The organism is Bacillus sp. RCC_6_1 (genome assembly GCF_041360755.1).
Taxonomy (GTDB): domain Bacteria; phylum Bacillota; class Bacilli; order Bacillales; family Bacillaceae_G; genus Bacillus_A; species Bacillus_A cereus.
In genome coordinates, this window is sequence record NZ_JBFUPV010000015.1 from 1 (window position 1) to 18,791 (window position 18,791).

Below are 18,791 nucleotides of genomic sequence, written 5' to 3' on the forward strand. Positions count from 1 at the left end.
GAGGTTGGTGTTGTATATAACAGGGAACTTCCAGCTATTAAAAGGGCCAGACTTGCACATGTAATTTGACTACGTATTTTCATAAGGCATTCCTCTCCTCTATTCATATTGTATAAGTGTTTGCCTACTGTTCCTTACTTCCTGACAAGACTTAGGGAAAGGCCCTCACGCATATAGATAAAGCCCCAGTACAAAGGTATCTATCAATACCAACAATTTGAGCCATTTAAATCTCCATCCCTCCTATAACAAAATTATTCAAAGGTATGAAAGCATATTATGTACCCTTAGTTATTGTTAGGATTAACACAACATGAGACATAACCCCAACCCATATTTTACTTTATTTATCCATAATATGTATTGAGAAAGAATGTAATTTCGAATCCTTTCCGTAACCCAACTATTGATCGTTTTTTCACCTATTATAATTAGTTATTTAGAATTTCATAATAAAAAACTGTAAAAAGAATAACGAGTCCCTTAACGTACAGGAAGCGGTTGAAAAATATGTCTATATGTCGCTTGTAAATAAAGTCACGATGTTTTTAAAAAAGATGCGATGTTTTGAATAAAGTCGCGACGTTTATAAAAAAATTGTGATGTTTTTATAGTGAATAGAAGATCTGTACTGAAAGGCGGATTAAGGAATCGTTGAATAGCAATAAAGTTCCTGCACTAAAGGACTATATTGTGGAATAAGAGGAAAGGTCTCAATCTCAATTTTGATAGACATTTGGATGCGCATACTGATAGAATAAGCAGAAATATAATAGAGGTGGAATGGAATTGAGAAAAAGATTAGGGTGCTTACACGCCCATTATTCAAATATAGAATATATAGAAAACGCATTTTCCCTATTTAACATTGAATTAATACATTTTGTTGACCCAGCTTTAATGTATCGAGTTACATTAAATGAAAATTTTCAAGAATCAGATGCTCAATTTAAAGTTAAAGAGCAAATAAAATGGATTGCCCAATGTAATGTTGATGCTATCCTTATTACTTGCACAAACTATATTGCAATTTTACAGGAAGACCAACTCTCAATTTCAGTGCCAATTATTAAAATTGATGAACCATTCTTTGATTACCTCTGCAATATACAGCAGCCTCAGACCATTCTTTTTACAAATCCTGCAACTGTTGAAGGTACGGTAGAACGCCTTAAACATCATGCTAATAATCATCAAAAATCTTTAGATTTAGAGGTTATTGTTATAAATAGTACTTTTGAATTGATAATGCAAGGACTAAAAGAAGAATACGACCAAGAAATTGCAAAGTTCTTAAATCAAATCATTAAAGATACAAAGAAAGTTATCTCCGTTGCTCAATTATCTATGGTTGATGCATCTCAGCAAGTTGAGTATAAAACATCTAAGACTATTATTAATCCGTTAATTACATTAGTATCTTACATTGTTAATCAATTAAAATTAGAAAAGAAAAATCAGTGATAAACTGATGTGCCCTTCTTCAGCCAAAGGGCGCATTAATTGAGTAAGGATCGCAAAAATTATCAAACTTTTTCTATTTGCATCTTTTATCAGGGTTTATTAAGTTAATTTAATCCAACTTTATTCCAAGGCTACACTATACGCACAATTTTCTTTTTTTGATATGGTGACCACATCGCCATCAAGCTAAGGTTTTGAAGTACCCCATGCCCATCAAGCTAAGCTTATATAAGTTTAATTTCATGTGAGATTTTTTCTTTTTTCTAAAGATCTAGTGTAAGTTCTTTAAAGATTTGCATACCAAATAAACCCTATCGGGTTTCAATTTTTTTGATTACGATACATGATTGTGAGACATAGAAAAGTTATATACGACGCCTAAGATATCAAAGACTGTTTTCTTCTCATACCTATGGGATTTTCGTCCGTTTTTCTGTAAGAGATTAAACAGCCGAGACAATATCTTTGTTAATTCTTGGGTGTCTTTTTGTAGAGAGTGATAAATAAGTGGAAAATAATCTTTTATCATATAAATCGCTTTATATTCGCTTAATTCTCGTTTCTTCTTGCTGAGGAGTAATTGGCGCATTTGAAACATAGTGGAGGAACAAAGAAAGATGCTAATTAATTGTCCGTATAAGTGACATTCTAGTCGTTCTAATTTTACAGAATTACAATGATGAATACGAAAGAATGATTTCCATGTTTTAAAGATAAGTTCAACTTGCCATCGTAAGGAGTAAAAATCGTATACTTGTTCCTTTGGTAGATATTCCAAAGGAATATTTGTAATGTAAAAGTTAATTGCACTAAGTCGCTTACTGCGTTCTTTATAGGTAATTTGCTTCTTATGTTCTTTAGATGCTAAATCCTTTTGTCTACGTTTCATTTGCGTTTCAGTTAATTTGTACAGAATTAGTCTTGCAGGAAGTTTTTGATACATTCCAATATAAATCTCAGGAATTTCATATGTTTCACCTGACTGTAATTGGTCAATGAATTGCTCCATATCTAGTTGGATGTATTCAGATTGCTTTTTTATTGTTCCATTTTGAAAGTATTCAGGTTCTCTATTCTTCTGATATATACGAGTATTGAGCTTTAATCGTGAAATAAAATAAGCACCACACTCGTCTATCGTATGTAGATCTCTTAAATCGAAATATCCTAGATCACGTATACATACATCGTGCGGTTGAAGAGACGTTAAGCAAGTAGAACCATAAATTTTATCATTTTGCTTTCCCGAACCTACATGAACATGTAAAAATTGACCACTAAGCAAATCGTACTCTAATTGAATTTTCACACCAGCGCTATGACCACTACCTCCTGAACCTTGATATGTAGAAGCAAATTTATCTGGAACCTGAAAATGTGTAGAATCCAATACACGAATACTACGAAAATAGTTTGTATACAAAGTTGGAATCTTGTTTGAGTTGGAGGAATGAAATTGTTGGTTAAGTAAATACGCTAATATTTGTTGTAAAAACTGTACAGCCCGAGAATTAAAGCGTTGATTGAGTCCTTCCGGATTCATGGAAATGCCTGTGTTAGCTTCTAATCGACTACATAATTGTGTCAATGAAGTATGAGCTATATTTTTGCTTAACCAAACACATAAAGCCACTAAGTCTTGTGCACGATATTTACTTTTTCGTTGAACAAATCCTATCTCTCTAGCTAACTGTTCCAAAGCATACGGTGACATATATCGTTGTAGTTCTTTAGAGAACAATTCTAGTTCATCTAAAATCGATAAATTCATAACAAAAACGCCCCCTTTCTGTATTGGAGTGAACCCTTAGAATGAGACGAAAAAAAACACCTCTCTAAATCGTAAGTATCAGTTATGATTTTAATGGAGGTGTTTTCTTATGGGGAAAAAGACGCATTATCCCGCCGAAATAAAGTGGAAAGTAGTTGAAATGAAACACCAAGGATTCAAAAACAAAGAAATTATGGATGCCTTAGGAATTAAACATGTGGCTCAAATTAAAACTTGGATGAAATGGTATCGTGAAGGCGAAACCTATCGGTTTGAACAGTCTATTGGAAGACAATCTGCACATGGAAAAGGCTTAAAAAGGTTAACAGAACTTGAACAAAAAGAATTAGAAATACGTTATTTAAAGGCAAAAATTATATTGCTGGAAAAGTGCCAAGAAATCTTAAGGAGGTGGGAGGAAAAGAAGAAATAATGAAAATGATAAAGGAATGGCAATCAATTTTTACAATTGCAGAACTGTGTTCCATATTTAATATTTCACGTGCTACTTATTATCGTTGGAAAAAGCAGGAGAAAACAGTAATTAATCATGAAGAAAAAACCGTAATAGAAATATGTCAACATCATAAATATCGGTATGGATATCGTCGGGTTACAGCTTGTCTACGTGATCAATTTAACATCGTAATGAATCATAAAAAAGTATTGCGTATCATGAGAAAATACAACGTATTATCTCGGGTTAGAAAAAAGAAAAAGATATTTGTGCTCGGTCATGAACCAGTGGTAGCTAAAAATCGAATACAACGGAGATTTAAAGCTACCAAGCCTAATGAAAAATGGTTCACTGATATCACGTATTTGATGTTCGGCAATAAGACTCTTTATTTTTCATCTATTATAGATGGGTTTAACAATGAAATTGTAAGTTATAAAATAGCTGAGACACAGGATGTTTCTCTTGTATTAGATACTCTAAAAGAGGCTTTAAGAAAGCGAAATGTGATTGATACGATTTTACATTCGGATCAAGGAAAGGTGTATACATCAAAACAATTTCAAACATATGCCACAGAAAAAGGCATTATCACAAGCATGTCTCGTACAGGAAACTGCCATGATAATGCCCTCATAGAATCTTTTCATTCTCATTTGAAATCCGAAGGATTCTATGCGCAAAATATAAAACAATCGAATAATGCTAGTATAATACAAACTGTGGATGAATACATCCACTACTATAATAATGAACGGATTCAGAGAAAATTAGATAATATGTCACCTATAGCTTATAGGAAACATGTTATCTAGGTGTTTTTTCTTTGTCTCACCAAATGGGGTCAGACCATGTATATTTCTACAAAAAGAATAGCGTTTTTTTCGTTTTATGGATACAATTTTCTAGCTTGATGGCGATGTGACGCTACCCTTATATTAAATCGCAATAAAAGGTGTTTTATGAATATACTCTTTATTATCAATCTGGCTAATTATAAAATTTGCTATTTCTTTATTTGAAATCATTGCCCCAGGCATATCGATAAGACTTTTTTTGACTGCTCTTACTTCAACACCCTCCTTTACAAAAGGCAGTCTTATTAGTGTCCAATCAAGGTCTTTATTTTTCAAAAGAATATTCAGCTCTTCTCTTTTATCTTTCATCATTTTGGAAAAGAGCACTTCAAACATTTTTGCTCCAATCTTATTTAAAAGACCTTTTTTATCTCCTATAATGTTGAGAGAACCTCCTGTAACGCCAATATATCTCTTAATATCCTTTTCTTTCATTACTTCAAGTATATCTCTGGTAACTTTGCTATATATAGGTGTATCTCTCATAGGTTGACCAAAGCAATTTATAACAATATGACAACCTTCGAGTAGTTGTCTTATTGCATCTACATTCTCCGCAGTACCTGTTACAATCTCAATTTTATCATCGTTATACTTTAATTTTTTAGGATTCCGAACAAGCATACGAATTTGGTAGCCATTTTTTAACGATTCTGAAGCTATATAACGACCTACCTTACCAGTGCCACCAATTACAGCTATTTTATAAGGATTATCCATTCCATCACTCCTAAGAATATATAAATAAACTCAATCCTTCCGAATTAAATTCTAATTTTATAATATTTCCCTTTTCATAATTAATAATATTTATCATTTTTCTTTATATTTTAACATAAATTACCTATTTATTCTGAAGTTTTCTTTTAACGCCTTAAATAACAAAATAGATCGTAACCGAAATGGAAGTGTGACAATAATCATTGTCACATTGTTAAAAGCAATGCTAATTATAATCCTATTTTAGGAGTCCCGCCACGTTATCATCAATCTAGTAATTTGAAGTGTCCCCAAAACAAAAATTTTATTATTTTGCAGTTATTTATAAGAATTCAGCTCATTTTTATCGTTCTGAGGGTATTATGAGATCTTAAGTTGATGGATGTGTGGTACTACTCTAATACACCAAAATTTTATTACAACCTATCTGTTTATAAAGGTATATCTTTACAAACAAAAAGGGTTTATATACGAAACATTGAAATATCCAGTTTATAAAGGTGATTAAGTTTATTTTATAAACGTTTTTTCAATGAATACCTTTTACAAACGTTCATCTTTAATTAACTCCAATATTGTATTCATAATCTTTTCTTTCATTGATATGTTTTCATTTTCCATCAACTTAACTCCCCCTTCTAGAATGCATAAATTAAGCAATGTTTTAAATGTCATTTAACTTCAAGCTTTCACCTTCGATTTTTAATATTAATAAATAAATTTCTAAAAATAATTTAAAACTATCTATCAAAAACTTTTCAATTAAATATCAAATTTATTACTTTAAAAACGCATAATTGTATATTCATATTTTCAATAGTGCGTTCCCAACCCTATTGAAAAGAAATCTATTCCGTACCACTAAGTAGATCTCTTTCCAGAAAAAGAACCTGTTCTCAATGGAAAACAGGTTCTTTTTTGTTCAAAATCGATAAATTATACTACAACAGTATTGGTTCTTTAATTAATGGTAAATACTCTATACTCATAGCATAATTTAATAACAAATTAATATACTCTTGATTTGGCTCTAAACAATGTATGTTCTTCAAATATCCTTGCGTGTATAAACAAGATGGTATAGCTACTGATAGCTCTTCTACAGATTCTAATAAAGGCATTATGAGCTCTAAAGCTTTCTGTTCATCAGTAGTTAAATTCGTATTAAAAAACTTCTCTATATATTTTTCTTGTTTCATTAACAGGATATCGTATCCAAAAGCTTGTAAACTATTAATAAATTGTTCCCATTTTAGCTGAATTGTATTACAAATATGCATGGTTTTATTTACTGTATTGGCCTTATAAGATAATTCAGTAATAGCTAAACTTCCATAGTCTACAGGCGTTAAATCTACATACGTATTGACGTCAGGAGCTATGCTAGATAGGCATATCCCTTTTAATAATCTATAAAATGCGTTTTCATTAATATTGTATTGAAATTTACCTGTTTTAGAGTTACCCACTAAATTCCCTACACGGTATATTGTGGCACGAACTTCTTTTTCCATTGCTTCTCTGACCATTTTCTCGCCTTGAAACTTACTTTCTAGGTACAGATTATCTAAATTTTGTCCTCTATCAAAATTAGACTCAAAAAATTCAAATTCTTTTGGATCGCTTTCAGCCTGACCTACTACACTTAAAGTCGATATATAATGAAAACGTGCATTTGTGTTCTTAGCTAATTCCAATAAGTATTTTGTAGACTGAACATTTACCTTTTGAAAATGCTCACGTTCTCCATAGTGTCTAACTTCTCCACCACAATGTATGATTGACTCTACCTTATTCTTTAAATGGTCCAGCTGCTTTAAATCTAGACCTAGATTCATCTGAGATAAATCTCCTTCAATTAACTCTACTCTCACCTTCAACTTTTGGAGAATTTCTTTACCGAAATAAAACTCCATTCTTTCTTTTAACTTTGCACCAATTACTTGATCTTCATTTTTTCTTACTAAACAGTAAATAGTCGTAGATGGTAACTGTAATAATCGTTCTAAAATATGTGCTCCTAAATATCCTGTTGCCCCTGTAAGGAAAACTGCTTTTGGATAATTCACCATATCTAACTCACATTCTTCTAATTTAGTTGTTTCATAAACAGGAGTCGTTTTCGTTTCATTTTCCCTACATGCTACATTCATATTTTTCTCTTTCTTGAACGACATATCTTCCATCTCTTCAATATGAGAGGCTAATTTTTCTATGGTTCTATACTTAAAGAAATCTTGAATTTTCAAGTTAGGATATAACGGTTTTAATTTGACTAATGCCGGCATAACTTTTAAAGAATGTCCACCCAAATTAAAGAAATCATCTTTTAAACCTATAGATTTTACGTTTAGAACTTCAGACCATACCTTTGCAATGTTTTTTTGTACTTTAGTTTGAGGCTTAAGTATACACTCATCCTTTTGCTCATGATCAAACTCTATTTCTGGTAGTTTTTCAAAATCAATTTTCCCATTCGCCGTTATTGGTATTTCTAGCACATGAGAGTAATATTTAGGGATCATATATTCTGGCAATACATTTGATAAATGTAAAGCTAACTTATTTTTCTCTATCCCTATACCGTCCACTGTTTTATAATAAGCTTGCAGTAACATTCCATCTTTCGTTTGTGTTACCACAGCCTGACTTATCCCATCAAGTTGTAACATTGCATCTTCTATTTCCCCTAACTCAATTCTATGCCCTCTAATTTTAACCTGCTTATCTTTTCTTCCCATAAATTCTATATTTCCATTTGGTAACCATCTTGCTAAATCACCAGTTCGGTATAATCTTTTGCTATTGTCTTCTGAAAATGGGTTTGAAATAAATGCCTGTTTTGTTTTCTCTTCCTGCTTCCAATACCCTTGGGCCAATCCTAAACTTTCAATATATAATTCACCAATGCCCCCTACCGGACAATGTTGCATATATGAATTCAATATATGAACCTTTGTATTAGAAATTGGAATACCTATCGGTATGCTTCCTAAAAGATTATTTTCATCTTCTAAGACTGGTATGAAATAATACATTGCTGAGACAGTTGCTTCAGTAGGACCATACTCATTTACCAGCTGTACTTGGTTTTTAAAAGTATTTTGCCAACTTCTAATGGCATTTGTTGATGCAGCTTCTCCTCCCATTATTATAAATCTTAAAGAACATATCTTTTCGCTATCCAGTTTCGTTAATGACGTTGATAATTCATTGAAAAATACTGTTGGTAAGTCAGAAATAGTTGCTTGTGTTTCTTGAATGGCTTGAGCATATGCGACAGTTGAATAGCGCTGTTCATCACTTAATACATATAGTTCTGCCCCATTTAACAAGGTAGAAAAAATTTCCGATACAGAAGAATCAAAACTATGGGAATAAAACTGTGTTACTTTATCATTTGGAGAAATCTGAAATACTTCATTTCTCCATTCAACTAAATTTAATACTCCTTTATGCGTTAATAATGTACCTTTTGGTTTTCCTGTTGATCCTGAAGTATAAATTACATATGCCAAGTCATCTGATTTATTTAAAATTTTCACATCATCATTTATAGTCGTACGATATATATCCTCTATTATTGAAACCTTATAATCACTTACATTCAAATGACTTTTGTATTTAATATTCGTTATAATTCTACATGCCTCACTATCACGAACTATATAATTTATTCTATCCTCAGGGTATTTTACATCGATTGGTATATAGGCAGCACCGGCTTTTAATATTCCAAGCATAGAAATGATACTATTCATACTTCTATCTAAAAATATGGCTACCTTATCACCTCTTTTTATACCTTTTTCGAGTAAATGTTGAGCTACTTGATTAGAGCTCATATTTAATTGTCCATATGTTAAAGATTCCGTTTCAGTCGCTATAGCAATCCGATTGGATTGTCTATCTACTTGCATATAGAATTGCTCTTGTATATTTTGAAAATAAGGATAGGGTCTTTCTGTATGATTTACCTTTTTATATAAAGATTCTTCTTCCTGTGATAGGAATGAAAGATTTTCATATGCTACTGTTCGTTGATGAATAAATGCGTCCAGTATAGTAAATAAATTTTGAGTAAACCTTTTAATTGACTCTTCCTTGAAAAGATTAATATCATACTCAAATGAAATGCCTACATAATCCAATCCCTCTTCAACAGCTAAAGAAATGTCAAACTTACTAATATCTTGTTTATTAGGTAACAACTGAAGCTTGTATGCATCATGTTGCTGCAGAATATCTTTCTGATAACTAAACATAGTAGAAAAGATCGGGTTATTCCCAAAGCTTCTATCAGGATTTATTTGCTCAATTACTTTATCAAATGGGTACGATTGGTTTTGGAATGAATTCAAACATTTCTCTCTCACTACTTTTAATAGCTGTGTTAAATTTTTCACATCATTCAATTGTGTTCTGATCGCTAAGGTATTTACAAAAAAACCTTGTATTTTTTCAAATTCTTGATGATTCCTTCCAACAATCGGTGTACCTACAATAATATCTTTTTGATCCGTTAGATAATGTAACAATTGAATATACGCTGCTAAAAATAGCATATACATAGAAACATTCTCTTGTTCACATACTTGTTTCAAAGACTCTTTCATTTCATTATCTAACTTCATTTCAAATACTGTACCCTTATTTGTACTTTGACGATTCCTACTAAAATCTAAAGGAAGATTTAGTATAGGAAGAGGTACTGCAAGTTCGGCCATCCAATAAGATTTTTCCGTATCCCACCGACCTAAATTTAACTGCTCCTGTTCCCACTCAGCATAATCTACATATCGATTAGAGATAGTTGGCAACTCAGGATTTCTACGTTTTGCAAAGGCACTATATACCTTCATTAATTCATCTAATAAATGCCTTACACTCCACTCATCTGTAATAATGTGATGTAAATTGATATATAAATAAGAATTTTTCTTATTCAGATTAAAAATTCTAATCCTAAAAAGAGGGCCATTTTCTAAATCAAATGGTGTATGATCCGTTTGATTTATTGTTGTACGTATATATTCTTGTTGTTCTTTTTTAGACATGTGTTCAATCTCATCGTGAATCAAATCAATCGCTATTGAGTTTAAGATGACTTGTCTAGGCTCCCCATTTCTTTCAATAAACACTGTTCGTAGCATTTCGTGTCGTTCAACTAAAAATCTTATGGTATCTTGTAAAATATCCTTTTTTAAACTCGGCTCAATATATATGTGTAGTGGTGTATCATATACTCTATTAATGGCGTTATACTTATTTAAAAACCAGATTCTTTTTTGAGCACTTGATAATTGATAACTTTCCTTATCTGCAACTTTTAATACTTGCGTCCCCTGTTCTTCCCTATCATGATTTACTGCCATTAATTTATCGATGTAAGCAGACAGACTAGCAATCGTTGTATGCTCAAAAATATCTCTAATTTCAATTTTTAGATGAAACTCTTTTTGAATTTGATTTAACACTTGCACAGCAATCAATGAATGTCCCCCAAGTTTAAAAAAGTCATCATCTCTGCCGATTCTATATTTCCCTAAATTTAAAATCTCTGCCCATGTTTTTGCCAATCTTTTTTCTGTTTCACTTATTGGTGGGACATATTGCTTCTGCATGTTTGCAAGTAAAGATGGGATTTGTAATTCTAATTTTTTTCTATCTAGTTTCCCGCTTGGTGATACAGGAAAACTTTCAAGGTGAAATACATAATTTGGCATCATAAAATCTGGTAAACTTTCACTTAAGTATGTTTTTAATGCCTCTTGTTTTAGTTCTGTATTGTCTTTTGATAAATAAAAACTAACGATTTTGTCGTTTTGATAAGTGAATACTACAGCATCTCTCACTTCTGGATGTTTAAATAATGTTCCTTCAATTTCATCCAGCTCAATTCGATACCCACGTATTTTTACTTGATTATCTTTCCTTCCGATAAATTCTAAATTTCCATTCGGTAAAAGACGTACTAAATCTCCAGTACAATACATCTTTTTATCATGATTATAGGATTTATCGAAAGAAATAAACGCCTCTTTTGTTTTTTCCTGTTGATTTAAATATCCGTTGGCAACTCCATCACCGCCAATAAATAACTCACCTACTACACCTGACGGACATAATGTATTGAACGGACTAACCACGAAAACTTCACTATTAGCAATTGGTTTACCTATTGGGATATTAGAGATTTCTTTTTGTATCTCACCATTTACTTCATACATCGTTGCACATACAGTAGTTTCAGTAGGACCATATGCATTAAGAACTGGAATCTTTAACCCTAATTTACTTTGCCATTTACGAACTGATTCAGCAGGTAAAGTTTCCCCTCCTACAAATACGCGTTTTACAGAATTTAATTTAAGTAACATTTCTTTTGGCATATCAGCTATTAATTTAAAAAACGCAGTTGGTAAAACCACATTTGTAATACTATTCTTCTCAATTACATTTATAAATGCCTCTGCTGAACGTTTTTCGATTTCAGAAATTAAATGCATTCTCCCTCTACATAGCAAAATCGGAAATATTTCCATAATGGAGGCGTCAAAAATGATCGTTGCAAATTGTAAAAATACGTCTTCTTTGCCTAAATGAAATGTATTGATTACTGAATATGATAAATTAATTACGCCTTTATGTGGTACAACAACTCCTTTTGGTAAACCCGTTGAACCTGACGTGTAGATAATATAAGCTGCATCTTCTATGGTATGTGTAGGTGCAATATTTTCTATAGAATTAGCATAATGAAAATCTTCTAGATAAATTGTATGAATCGCAAAACTTTCAACCAATTCCCTGTATTCTTTCTTCGTAATAATCATTTGACTTTCGCTATCTTTTAAGATGTATTCTATTCTTTTTTTAGGAAACTTTGGATCAATTGGTACATAAACTCCACCTGATTTTAGGATACCTAGAATCCATACAATGGTATCAATCTCTCTTTCCATAGTAATACTTACACGCTGTCCCTTTTTTATATCATTTTCACACAAATAATTCGCTATTTGATTTGACCTTTGCTGCAATTCATAATAGGTAATGGATTTATCCCCCATTGAAATCGCTATTCGATTTGGCGATTTTAATGCTTGTAGATCGATTAATTGATCTAGTGTTTTTGAATGAGGATATGTAAGAGCATTTGAGTTCATTTCTTTGTATAGACGATGATCTTTCTCTAAAAGTAAATCCAATGAATGGATAGGTTCGTTCACATTCTTCATTAGTTTTTGTAACAAATATATATATCTTTCGACTAAATCACTAATACTCCCTGGTTTATATAATGCTGAGTTATAGTCAACCTCAATTTTATTCTCTGTTTCCCCTTCATATCTCATTATTCTCCAAGTCATGTTAAAAGGATTTACTCTTTTACAATCTGTTAAAACTGTTGACTCAATATCAGGAATTTTTAATTCCGGTATCTTCATCGTATTAAATGCTGTGGAATATACCATATTATGATTTGTATTTGTATTTAGATTTAAATCTTTTACTATATGTGAATAAGGATTATGTTTATACGTAATAGCTAGATGAATAGATTTATTAACTTTATTAAGTATCCCCTTAAATGTTTCTCCCTTTTCTATTGTTATACGTATAGGTACTGTATTAACAAAGTAGCCAAAAGTATCTCGTTCTTCTGTATGTGGTCTAGTATTAATTGGAATACCAACAATTATCTCTTCAGCATTTGTCATTTGATGAAGTAATGTACAATAAGTACTTAACATTACTCGATAAATACTTATATTATTTTTTTTAGCAAAACATTGTATTTGATAAAATAGATCCGAATTAATATTCTTGCTTATATTTTGATCTGTATATCTCTTTTCATTCATTTTATTAAAATCAATAGGAAACTCTGTAGGAGTCAATTCACCTTGTAAATAATCTTTCCAATACGATGATCCTTCTTTATATATTGCACTATTAATAAAACCCTCCTCATACTCTACGAGGTTCTTATAAGGAGATTCAAATTCTACATTCGTCTTCCCTTGAAGAAATTCACCATACGTATTGGATAATTGTCGGATGAAAACTCCTAAACTCCATCCATCGTAAATAATGTGATGAAACATTAAATGTGAAACAAATCTATCTTCACTGAATTTAATAATGTGGAATTTAAACAAAGGCCCCTCTTCTAAACTAAATTTCTCATCCACTATAGATTCTAAGAAATTTTTAAAAATAGTTTTTTGTTCGGTGTTTTTAAAAGCAGTTAAATCCTTAATTGGTATATCAAATTCTACATTCTTTTGAATTAATTGCTTTATTTTTTCATCTCTCTTCTTAAATATTGTACGTAGCGCCGGATGCGATTGAACTATTACAGTAAGCGCTTTCTTAAAAGCCTCTATTTGAAGATTTCCTTTTAACTTTATTATAATCGGTTCATTGTTCATTCCTTTTTCTATTTCCATTTGATGAGCTATCCATAATGCTTCTTGACCTACTGTTGCATCCAATTCTTCTACAATTTCATATTTCTCTTCTATTTCTTTCATATGAATTTCTCCTTTTATAAATATTTAAAAACGGATAATATTTACAATTACAACTATATGTACATATTCTGCAATTTGTAAATCTATATTTTCCGACTAAATTCAACATTTATTTCACTTATTGCATAGTTATTAAAATTATGAATAAAACTCATATTTATACTGTAACAGTTCATACTTTTATTCAATTTAAGCATAAAAAACCATTTCACTAATAATTCTAATTTCTTTTTATACAGTATTCTTGCATATATTTATTAAAGTAAATTGCCTAATTTATTCTCCGAAAATAAATTCAAGAATATTCCAACTGGTCACTATATATACTTCTTATAACATAAACTGTAAAGGAGGAGTCCGTACATAATGGAATATAGATTATTAGGTAACACAGGATTAATAGTTTCAGAGATAGGATTCGGTTCTTGGGCAATTGGTGGAGATGAATGGGGTGCAGTAAAAGATAATGAATCACTTGATGCAATTGAGAAAGCAATTGACCTAGGGGTCAATTTTATTGACACTGCTGATGTTTATGGATTAGGTCATAGTGAAACGTTAGTTGCAAAAGCCATAAATAATCGCCGGCAGGATATAATTCTTTCTACAAAAGGTGGATTAATTGGTCATCATTATGACCCAAATCAACCAGCCGTTTATGGAGATCCTCAAAAGATCATTGATGCGTTTGAGGCTAGTTTACTACGGCTTAAAACGGATTATATAGATGTGTACTTTTGTCATATTTGGTGGGATAAACATGAAGAGACAGAAGCCTTTCTACAAGCTTTCCAAACCTTAAAAAAATCTGGCAAAGTGAGAGCCGTTGGTGTTTCTACTAATGATTTAGATTATATAAAACATTTTAATCAAGATAATGATTTAGATGTCGTACAATTCGATTATAGTATTTTGAATAAAGAACCTGAAAAAGACATCCTTCCTTATATTGAAAAACATAATTTAGGTGCTGTGATAAGAGGTCCACTTAAGATGGGAATTTTAACTGGGAAATTTAATCATGAAACTCAATTTCCAGACGATGATTTAAGAAAAGATTGGCCAAAAGAAAAGTGGTTTAAAGATAGCTTAAACAAAGTAGAAAAATTACGTTCACTTGTACGATCAAATAGAAGTTTAGCGCAAGTCGCCTTACGTTATGTTTTAAGTCATCCAGCCGTTTCAGTTGCTATTCCTGGGGCAAAAAATTCTACTCAGGTTGAAGAAAACTCTTCACACTTAACTCGTCCATTATTATTAGATAATGAAATTGAATTCATTAAACAACTTTGATCAAATAATTATTCTTCCATAAAAAATTATGCTGATTTTTCTACCAAATCCATACTACTACTTCTTCTCCACTAGAACATATCTTTAGCACTTCCACCCTATTTTTTATCTTTTCCCAACAATATCTACAGTTTATAAGGTAGTTGAACCCTTTTATTCAACTACCTTATAGTACGTTCTACATTATATTAAAATATCTACTACACTAGTTGAATACATGCTAAGGCAACATGCAAACCGAATAAACAATTAATTCAGAAATATTTTTAGAAACTTCATTATCTCACAATTACTTTTTTTAAAATAAATCAAAAAATTTTTCTTTACTTTAAATTCCATAATTCATATAATCTTCTATGGAATTACATTTTTTTCTAAATAGCTCCTCATTTCTAAGTATTCAAAAGGGCAATTACAAATTATTATACCCTTATGTTTAACCAAGTAAAATAAAAATCCAGTTTTTCACAAGGAGAAGTGACTGCATGCAAGATATTTTAAAACTATTTCCGAGCGTTGACGGAAATGAAGAAAAACAACAACTTTTATTAGAATCTATGCAGAAAATAATTAAAAATCTTGACCAATTAAAAAATGAAGAGCGAGCTACTTTAGGTAAATGTGAGGAAAAATCAGAAGGATACTACAATGGCTTAATTCACCAAAGTCATATTCCACTAGCTGGAATCACTATGTCTGAGGTTATAGAAGAGCTAAACCAATTTATGAATGGCCATCCTTATCCAAATAAATACTACTTATCGAACGCCGTACCACTACCAAGTATTCCGTCATTATTGGGTCAACTAACCATGGCTCTTTTAAATGGTAATGGTGTTTGGGATGTCTATGGCCCAGGGGCAGCAGAAGCAGAAGTAAAAGTTGTATCCATGCTTTCAAAACTGATTGGTTATAATCCGCATAATAGCGGCGGTTATACAACATGGGGTGGACAAGGTTGTGTATTTTCGAGCTTGCGCTTAGCAATTTCTAAACAATTCCCATCAGCAAAAGAATATGGTGCTCCACAAAATGTATATTGCTTTGCTTCTGAGAATGCACATTATAGTTTATTAAAGTCAGCTGAAGCAACTGGCATTGGATCAAATCACTTAATTAAAGTGAAAACTGATCCTTATTCAAATTCTATGGATATAGATGATTTAGAGGCAAAGATGATACAAGTTATTAATAATGGTGGTATCCCCCTTTATATTCTAGCTACTATGGGGTCAACAGATACTTTTACCATTGATGATATAAAAAAAATTAAAGAGAGCGCTGAAGCAATACAAAAAAAATATAAATTAAAACCTATTTATATCCATGCGGATTCTGCAATGGGCGGATTCTATAGTTTCTTTAATAATTATAGTTTTGAAGAAAATTCACTCTCATTTGAACCTAATGTGAAAAATGCCTTACAATACGTACAAGATAAAATGCAATATATGTCCCTTGCAGATAGTGTATGTTTTGATTTTCATAAATTAGGACAAACACCTTACGCTTCAAGTATTTTAATCGTAAAAAATCATACTGATTTACAACTGATGGACATTGAACAAGATGATACACCTTATCTTGGTAATAGATCATATGGGAGTTATCATACAGGATATACTTTAGAATGTTCACGAGCTGGTAGTGCTATTCCGATGTATATCAATCTATTAGCCTTTGGAATTGAAGGATATCAAAAACTACTAGCAAATTATATCCGTGTAAATCTATTATTTAGAGAAAAATTGCGCAAGGCCCTCCCTCAAGTCGCAATCACAAATGATTTTACATATGGACCAATTACAACTTTTCGTTTCTATACGAATGGAGATGGCCAAGAAAATTGGGAAAAAGAACGAATAGGTCTTGCAACAAAAGAAGAAATTGAGGATACAAACCGATTAAATATAGAACTATTTAATTACCTAGGAAAAAATCGAGATCAAGTATTTTTTGGTGATACAACTCGTTCTTGTGTAGTAGATGTAATAAACAGTTATGATAGAAATCCGATTTCTACATTAAAATTCTTTTCTATCTCTCCATATACAACTGTTGAATGTATAGATGAGATCGTAGAATTTCTTTATGAACATATTTCGATTGCTACTAAACAGATTCATTCATATGTTTCATAACCATATTTGTTAGCGCTTTAATAGTTAAACTTAACTAGATGAAATAAAATTTTTAATCCTTTTAATTACTATTCACTATATCAGGAAAGAGGAAAAACATATGAATATAGAGCTACTTGATACACACCATGTGAAAGATGCAGCACATTTACTTGCACATTCTTTTGTGAATAATGAACCTCTTGTAAGCAGTTTACAAATTCCTTTTGCTCCTTTTCACAAAATGTGCGAAGAAATGATGAAACAAGCTGTATCTCAAGCTATGTCATTTGTAGCAATAGAAAATTTTCAAATTGTTGGAGTTCTTTTAACCAAAAAATTAACCCAGCCACTAATAGATACAGAGAAAGCGATTGAACTATGCCCGCAAATGGAACCTATTTTTCACCTTTTAGATACATTAGAGACAGAATCTATTGAGTTTTCTCATTTAGATAAAGAAAAATTGGTCTATCTAGATATGGGCGCTTGTCATCCAGATTGGATGGGAAGTGGTATAGTCACTACCCTGCTTTCACATGCCATTCAAGAAATAAGTAAAAGAGATTTTGATTTTATTGCTGCTTGTACCAATAAAATTTCTCAAAAAATCCTAAAAAAACTGTGTACGACCTATGAAATGAATGAAATAGTGTATAGTAATTTTCTTTATAAGGAAGCATACCCATTTGCTAATACAACAACTTCCTTAACAGCTCAATTACTATATATACCTCAATCTCAATTTGTCATTAAAGCTATATAAATTTGTGAAGAAAACTAGCTGTACTTTTGTGCAGCTGCTTTTTTATATAGAGTAAATTAGTAATAGATATTCTTATATAAATGATACCTTTCAGACTTTAACTTCTTGGCATTCAATAGCCACTTTCTCAGCATGCCTTATTTCTTTGCTTAGCCTACCTAAAGATCCCCTTCTATTTATTTCAACATGTTTCATCATGCTTTAATTTCATATGCTCCATTATTTCATCTATACAAGTAACTTAGACACTTCTCCCTATTTAATAACTAATCTTTTACTTTTTAAGTAACGATTGATACACATCTTCCCACTCTTAAGTACTTTAAAATTTATTACCTAATAACCCCCTTAACAATCCCTGTAATTCTTACAATTCTCTTTCATTTTATTTATCTATTCATTCATCCCCCATATCCTTTATCTACCTAATATTCCCCAAAAAATCCAATGTAAAATTAATGATAAAAGGAAACAACCGTTTCATATTTAGCATTTAAGAAAAAAGAGTGAGAATTACTGGATTCCCCTTTCTTTTCATCCTTTTTAGAAGCTCTTTAAAGTATAATTCTATTACATTCCTGCTAGGTAACATGTCTACTAATCATTAACAATTTGTATAGCTATATAAAGATTCTACTAATTCATTAAAGGAATCTCCTTCCCCCTATCGAATTATTGTAGAGGAAAGGAGAGGAATACATGGAAATTCTAGGATTAGATCCTCGCGCATTAGCGACCTTAGGTGCACTTGAATACACCAATCGTCGCAATAAATTAATCGAAGACTCGGAGAATAACATATA

At 31.4% G+C, this 18,791-nt stretch carries 8 protein-coding genes; 5 read left to right on the forward strand and 3 right to left on the reverse strand.

Annotated elements, in window-relative coordinates; all coding sequences use genetic code 11:
- Positions 1 to 783: 783 nt before the first annotated feature.
- Positions 784 to 1,464 (forward strand): hypothetical protein, encoded by a 681-nt coding sequence (locus AB6801_RS26335; RefSeq protein WP_370941209.1) that lies wholly within the window; start codon positions 784 to 786, stop codon positions 1,462 to 1,464.
- Positions 1,465 to 1,798: 334 nt separating this feature from the next.
- Here AB6801_RS26335 and AB6801_RS26340 read toward each other — a convergent pair whose 3' ends face one another.
- Positions 1,799 to 3,235: an IS4 family transposase gene (locus AB6801_RS26340; protein WP_370941210.1), complete on the reverse strand. Its 1,437-nt coding sequence runs from the start codon at positions 3,233 to 3,235 to the stop codon at positions 1,799 to 1,801.
- Positions 3,236 to 3,344: 109 nt separating this feature from the next.
- Between AB6801_RS26340 and AB6801_RS26345 the strand changes: the two genes are divergently transcribed.
- Positions 3,345 to 4,507, forward strand: a protein-coding gene (locus AB6801_RS26345) for an IS3 family transposase (protein ID WP_098785849.1) whose coding sequence is annotated in 2 segments (ribosomal slippage) — positions 3,345 to 3,612 and positions 3,612 to 4,507 — 1,164 coding nt in all. Because the reading frame shifts where the segments join, the coding sequence is not laid out codon by codon here.
- A 123-nt stretch (positions 4,508 to 4,630) separates the two neighbouring features.
- On the opposite strand, the gene AB6801_RS26350 is transcribed toward AB6801_RS26345, so the two are convergent.
- On the reverse strand, positions 4,631 to 5,269 hold the full coding sequence (locus AB6801_RS26350) for an NAD(P)-dependent oxidoreductase (protein ID WP_098785850.1): 639 nt from the start codon (positions 5,267 to 5,269) through the stop codon (positions 4,631 to 4,633).
- Between the two features lie 941 nt (positions 5,270 to 6,210).
- Positions 6,211 to 13,809: a non-ribosomal peptide synthetase gene (locus tag AB6801_RS26355; RefSeq protein ID WP_098785851.1), complete on the reverse strand. Its 7,599-nt coding sequence runs from the start codon at positions 13,807 to 13,809 to the stop codon at positions 6,211 to 6,213.
- 366 nt (positions 13,810 to 14,175) lie between these two features.
- On the opposite strand from AB6801_RS26355, the gene AB6801_RS26360 reads away from it, so the two are divergent.
- From AB6801_RS26360 to AB6801_RS26370, 3 genes are all read left to right on the forward strand, one after another.
- The gene (locus AB6801_RS26360; protein WP_044585353.1) at positions 14,176 to 15,102 is read left to right on the forward strand and encodes an aldo/keto reductase; all 927 of its coding nucleotides are present in this window, start codon (positions 14,176 to 14,178) and stop codon (positions 15,100 to 15,102) included.
- A 485-nt stretch (positions 15,103 to 15,587) separates the two neighbouring features.
- On the forward strand, positions 15,588 to 17,243 hold the full coding sequence (locus AB6801_RS26365; RefSeq protein WP_370941211.1) for a pyridoxal phosphate-dependent decarboxylase family protein: 1,656 nt from the start codon (positions 15,588 to 15,590) through the stop codon (positions 17,241 to 17,243).
- A 100-nt stretch (positions 17,244 to 17,343) separates the two neighbouring features.
- A complete protein-coding gene (locus tag AB6801_RS26370) occupies positions 17,344 to 17,988 on the forward strand; it encodes a GNAT family N-acetyltransferase (RefSeq protein ID WP_061667292.1) in 645 nt (214 codons plus the stop codon).
- The last annotated feature ends 803 nt before the right edge of the window (positions 17,989 to 18,791 follow it).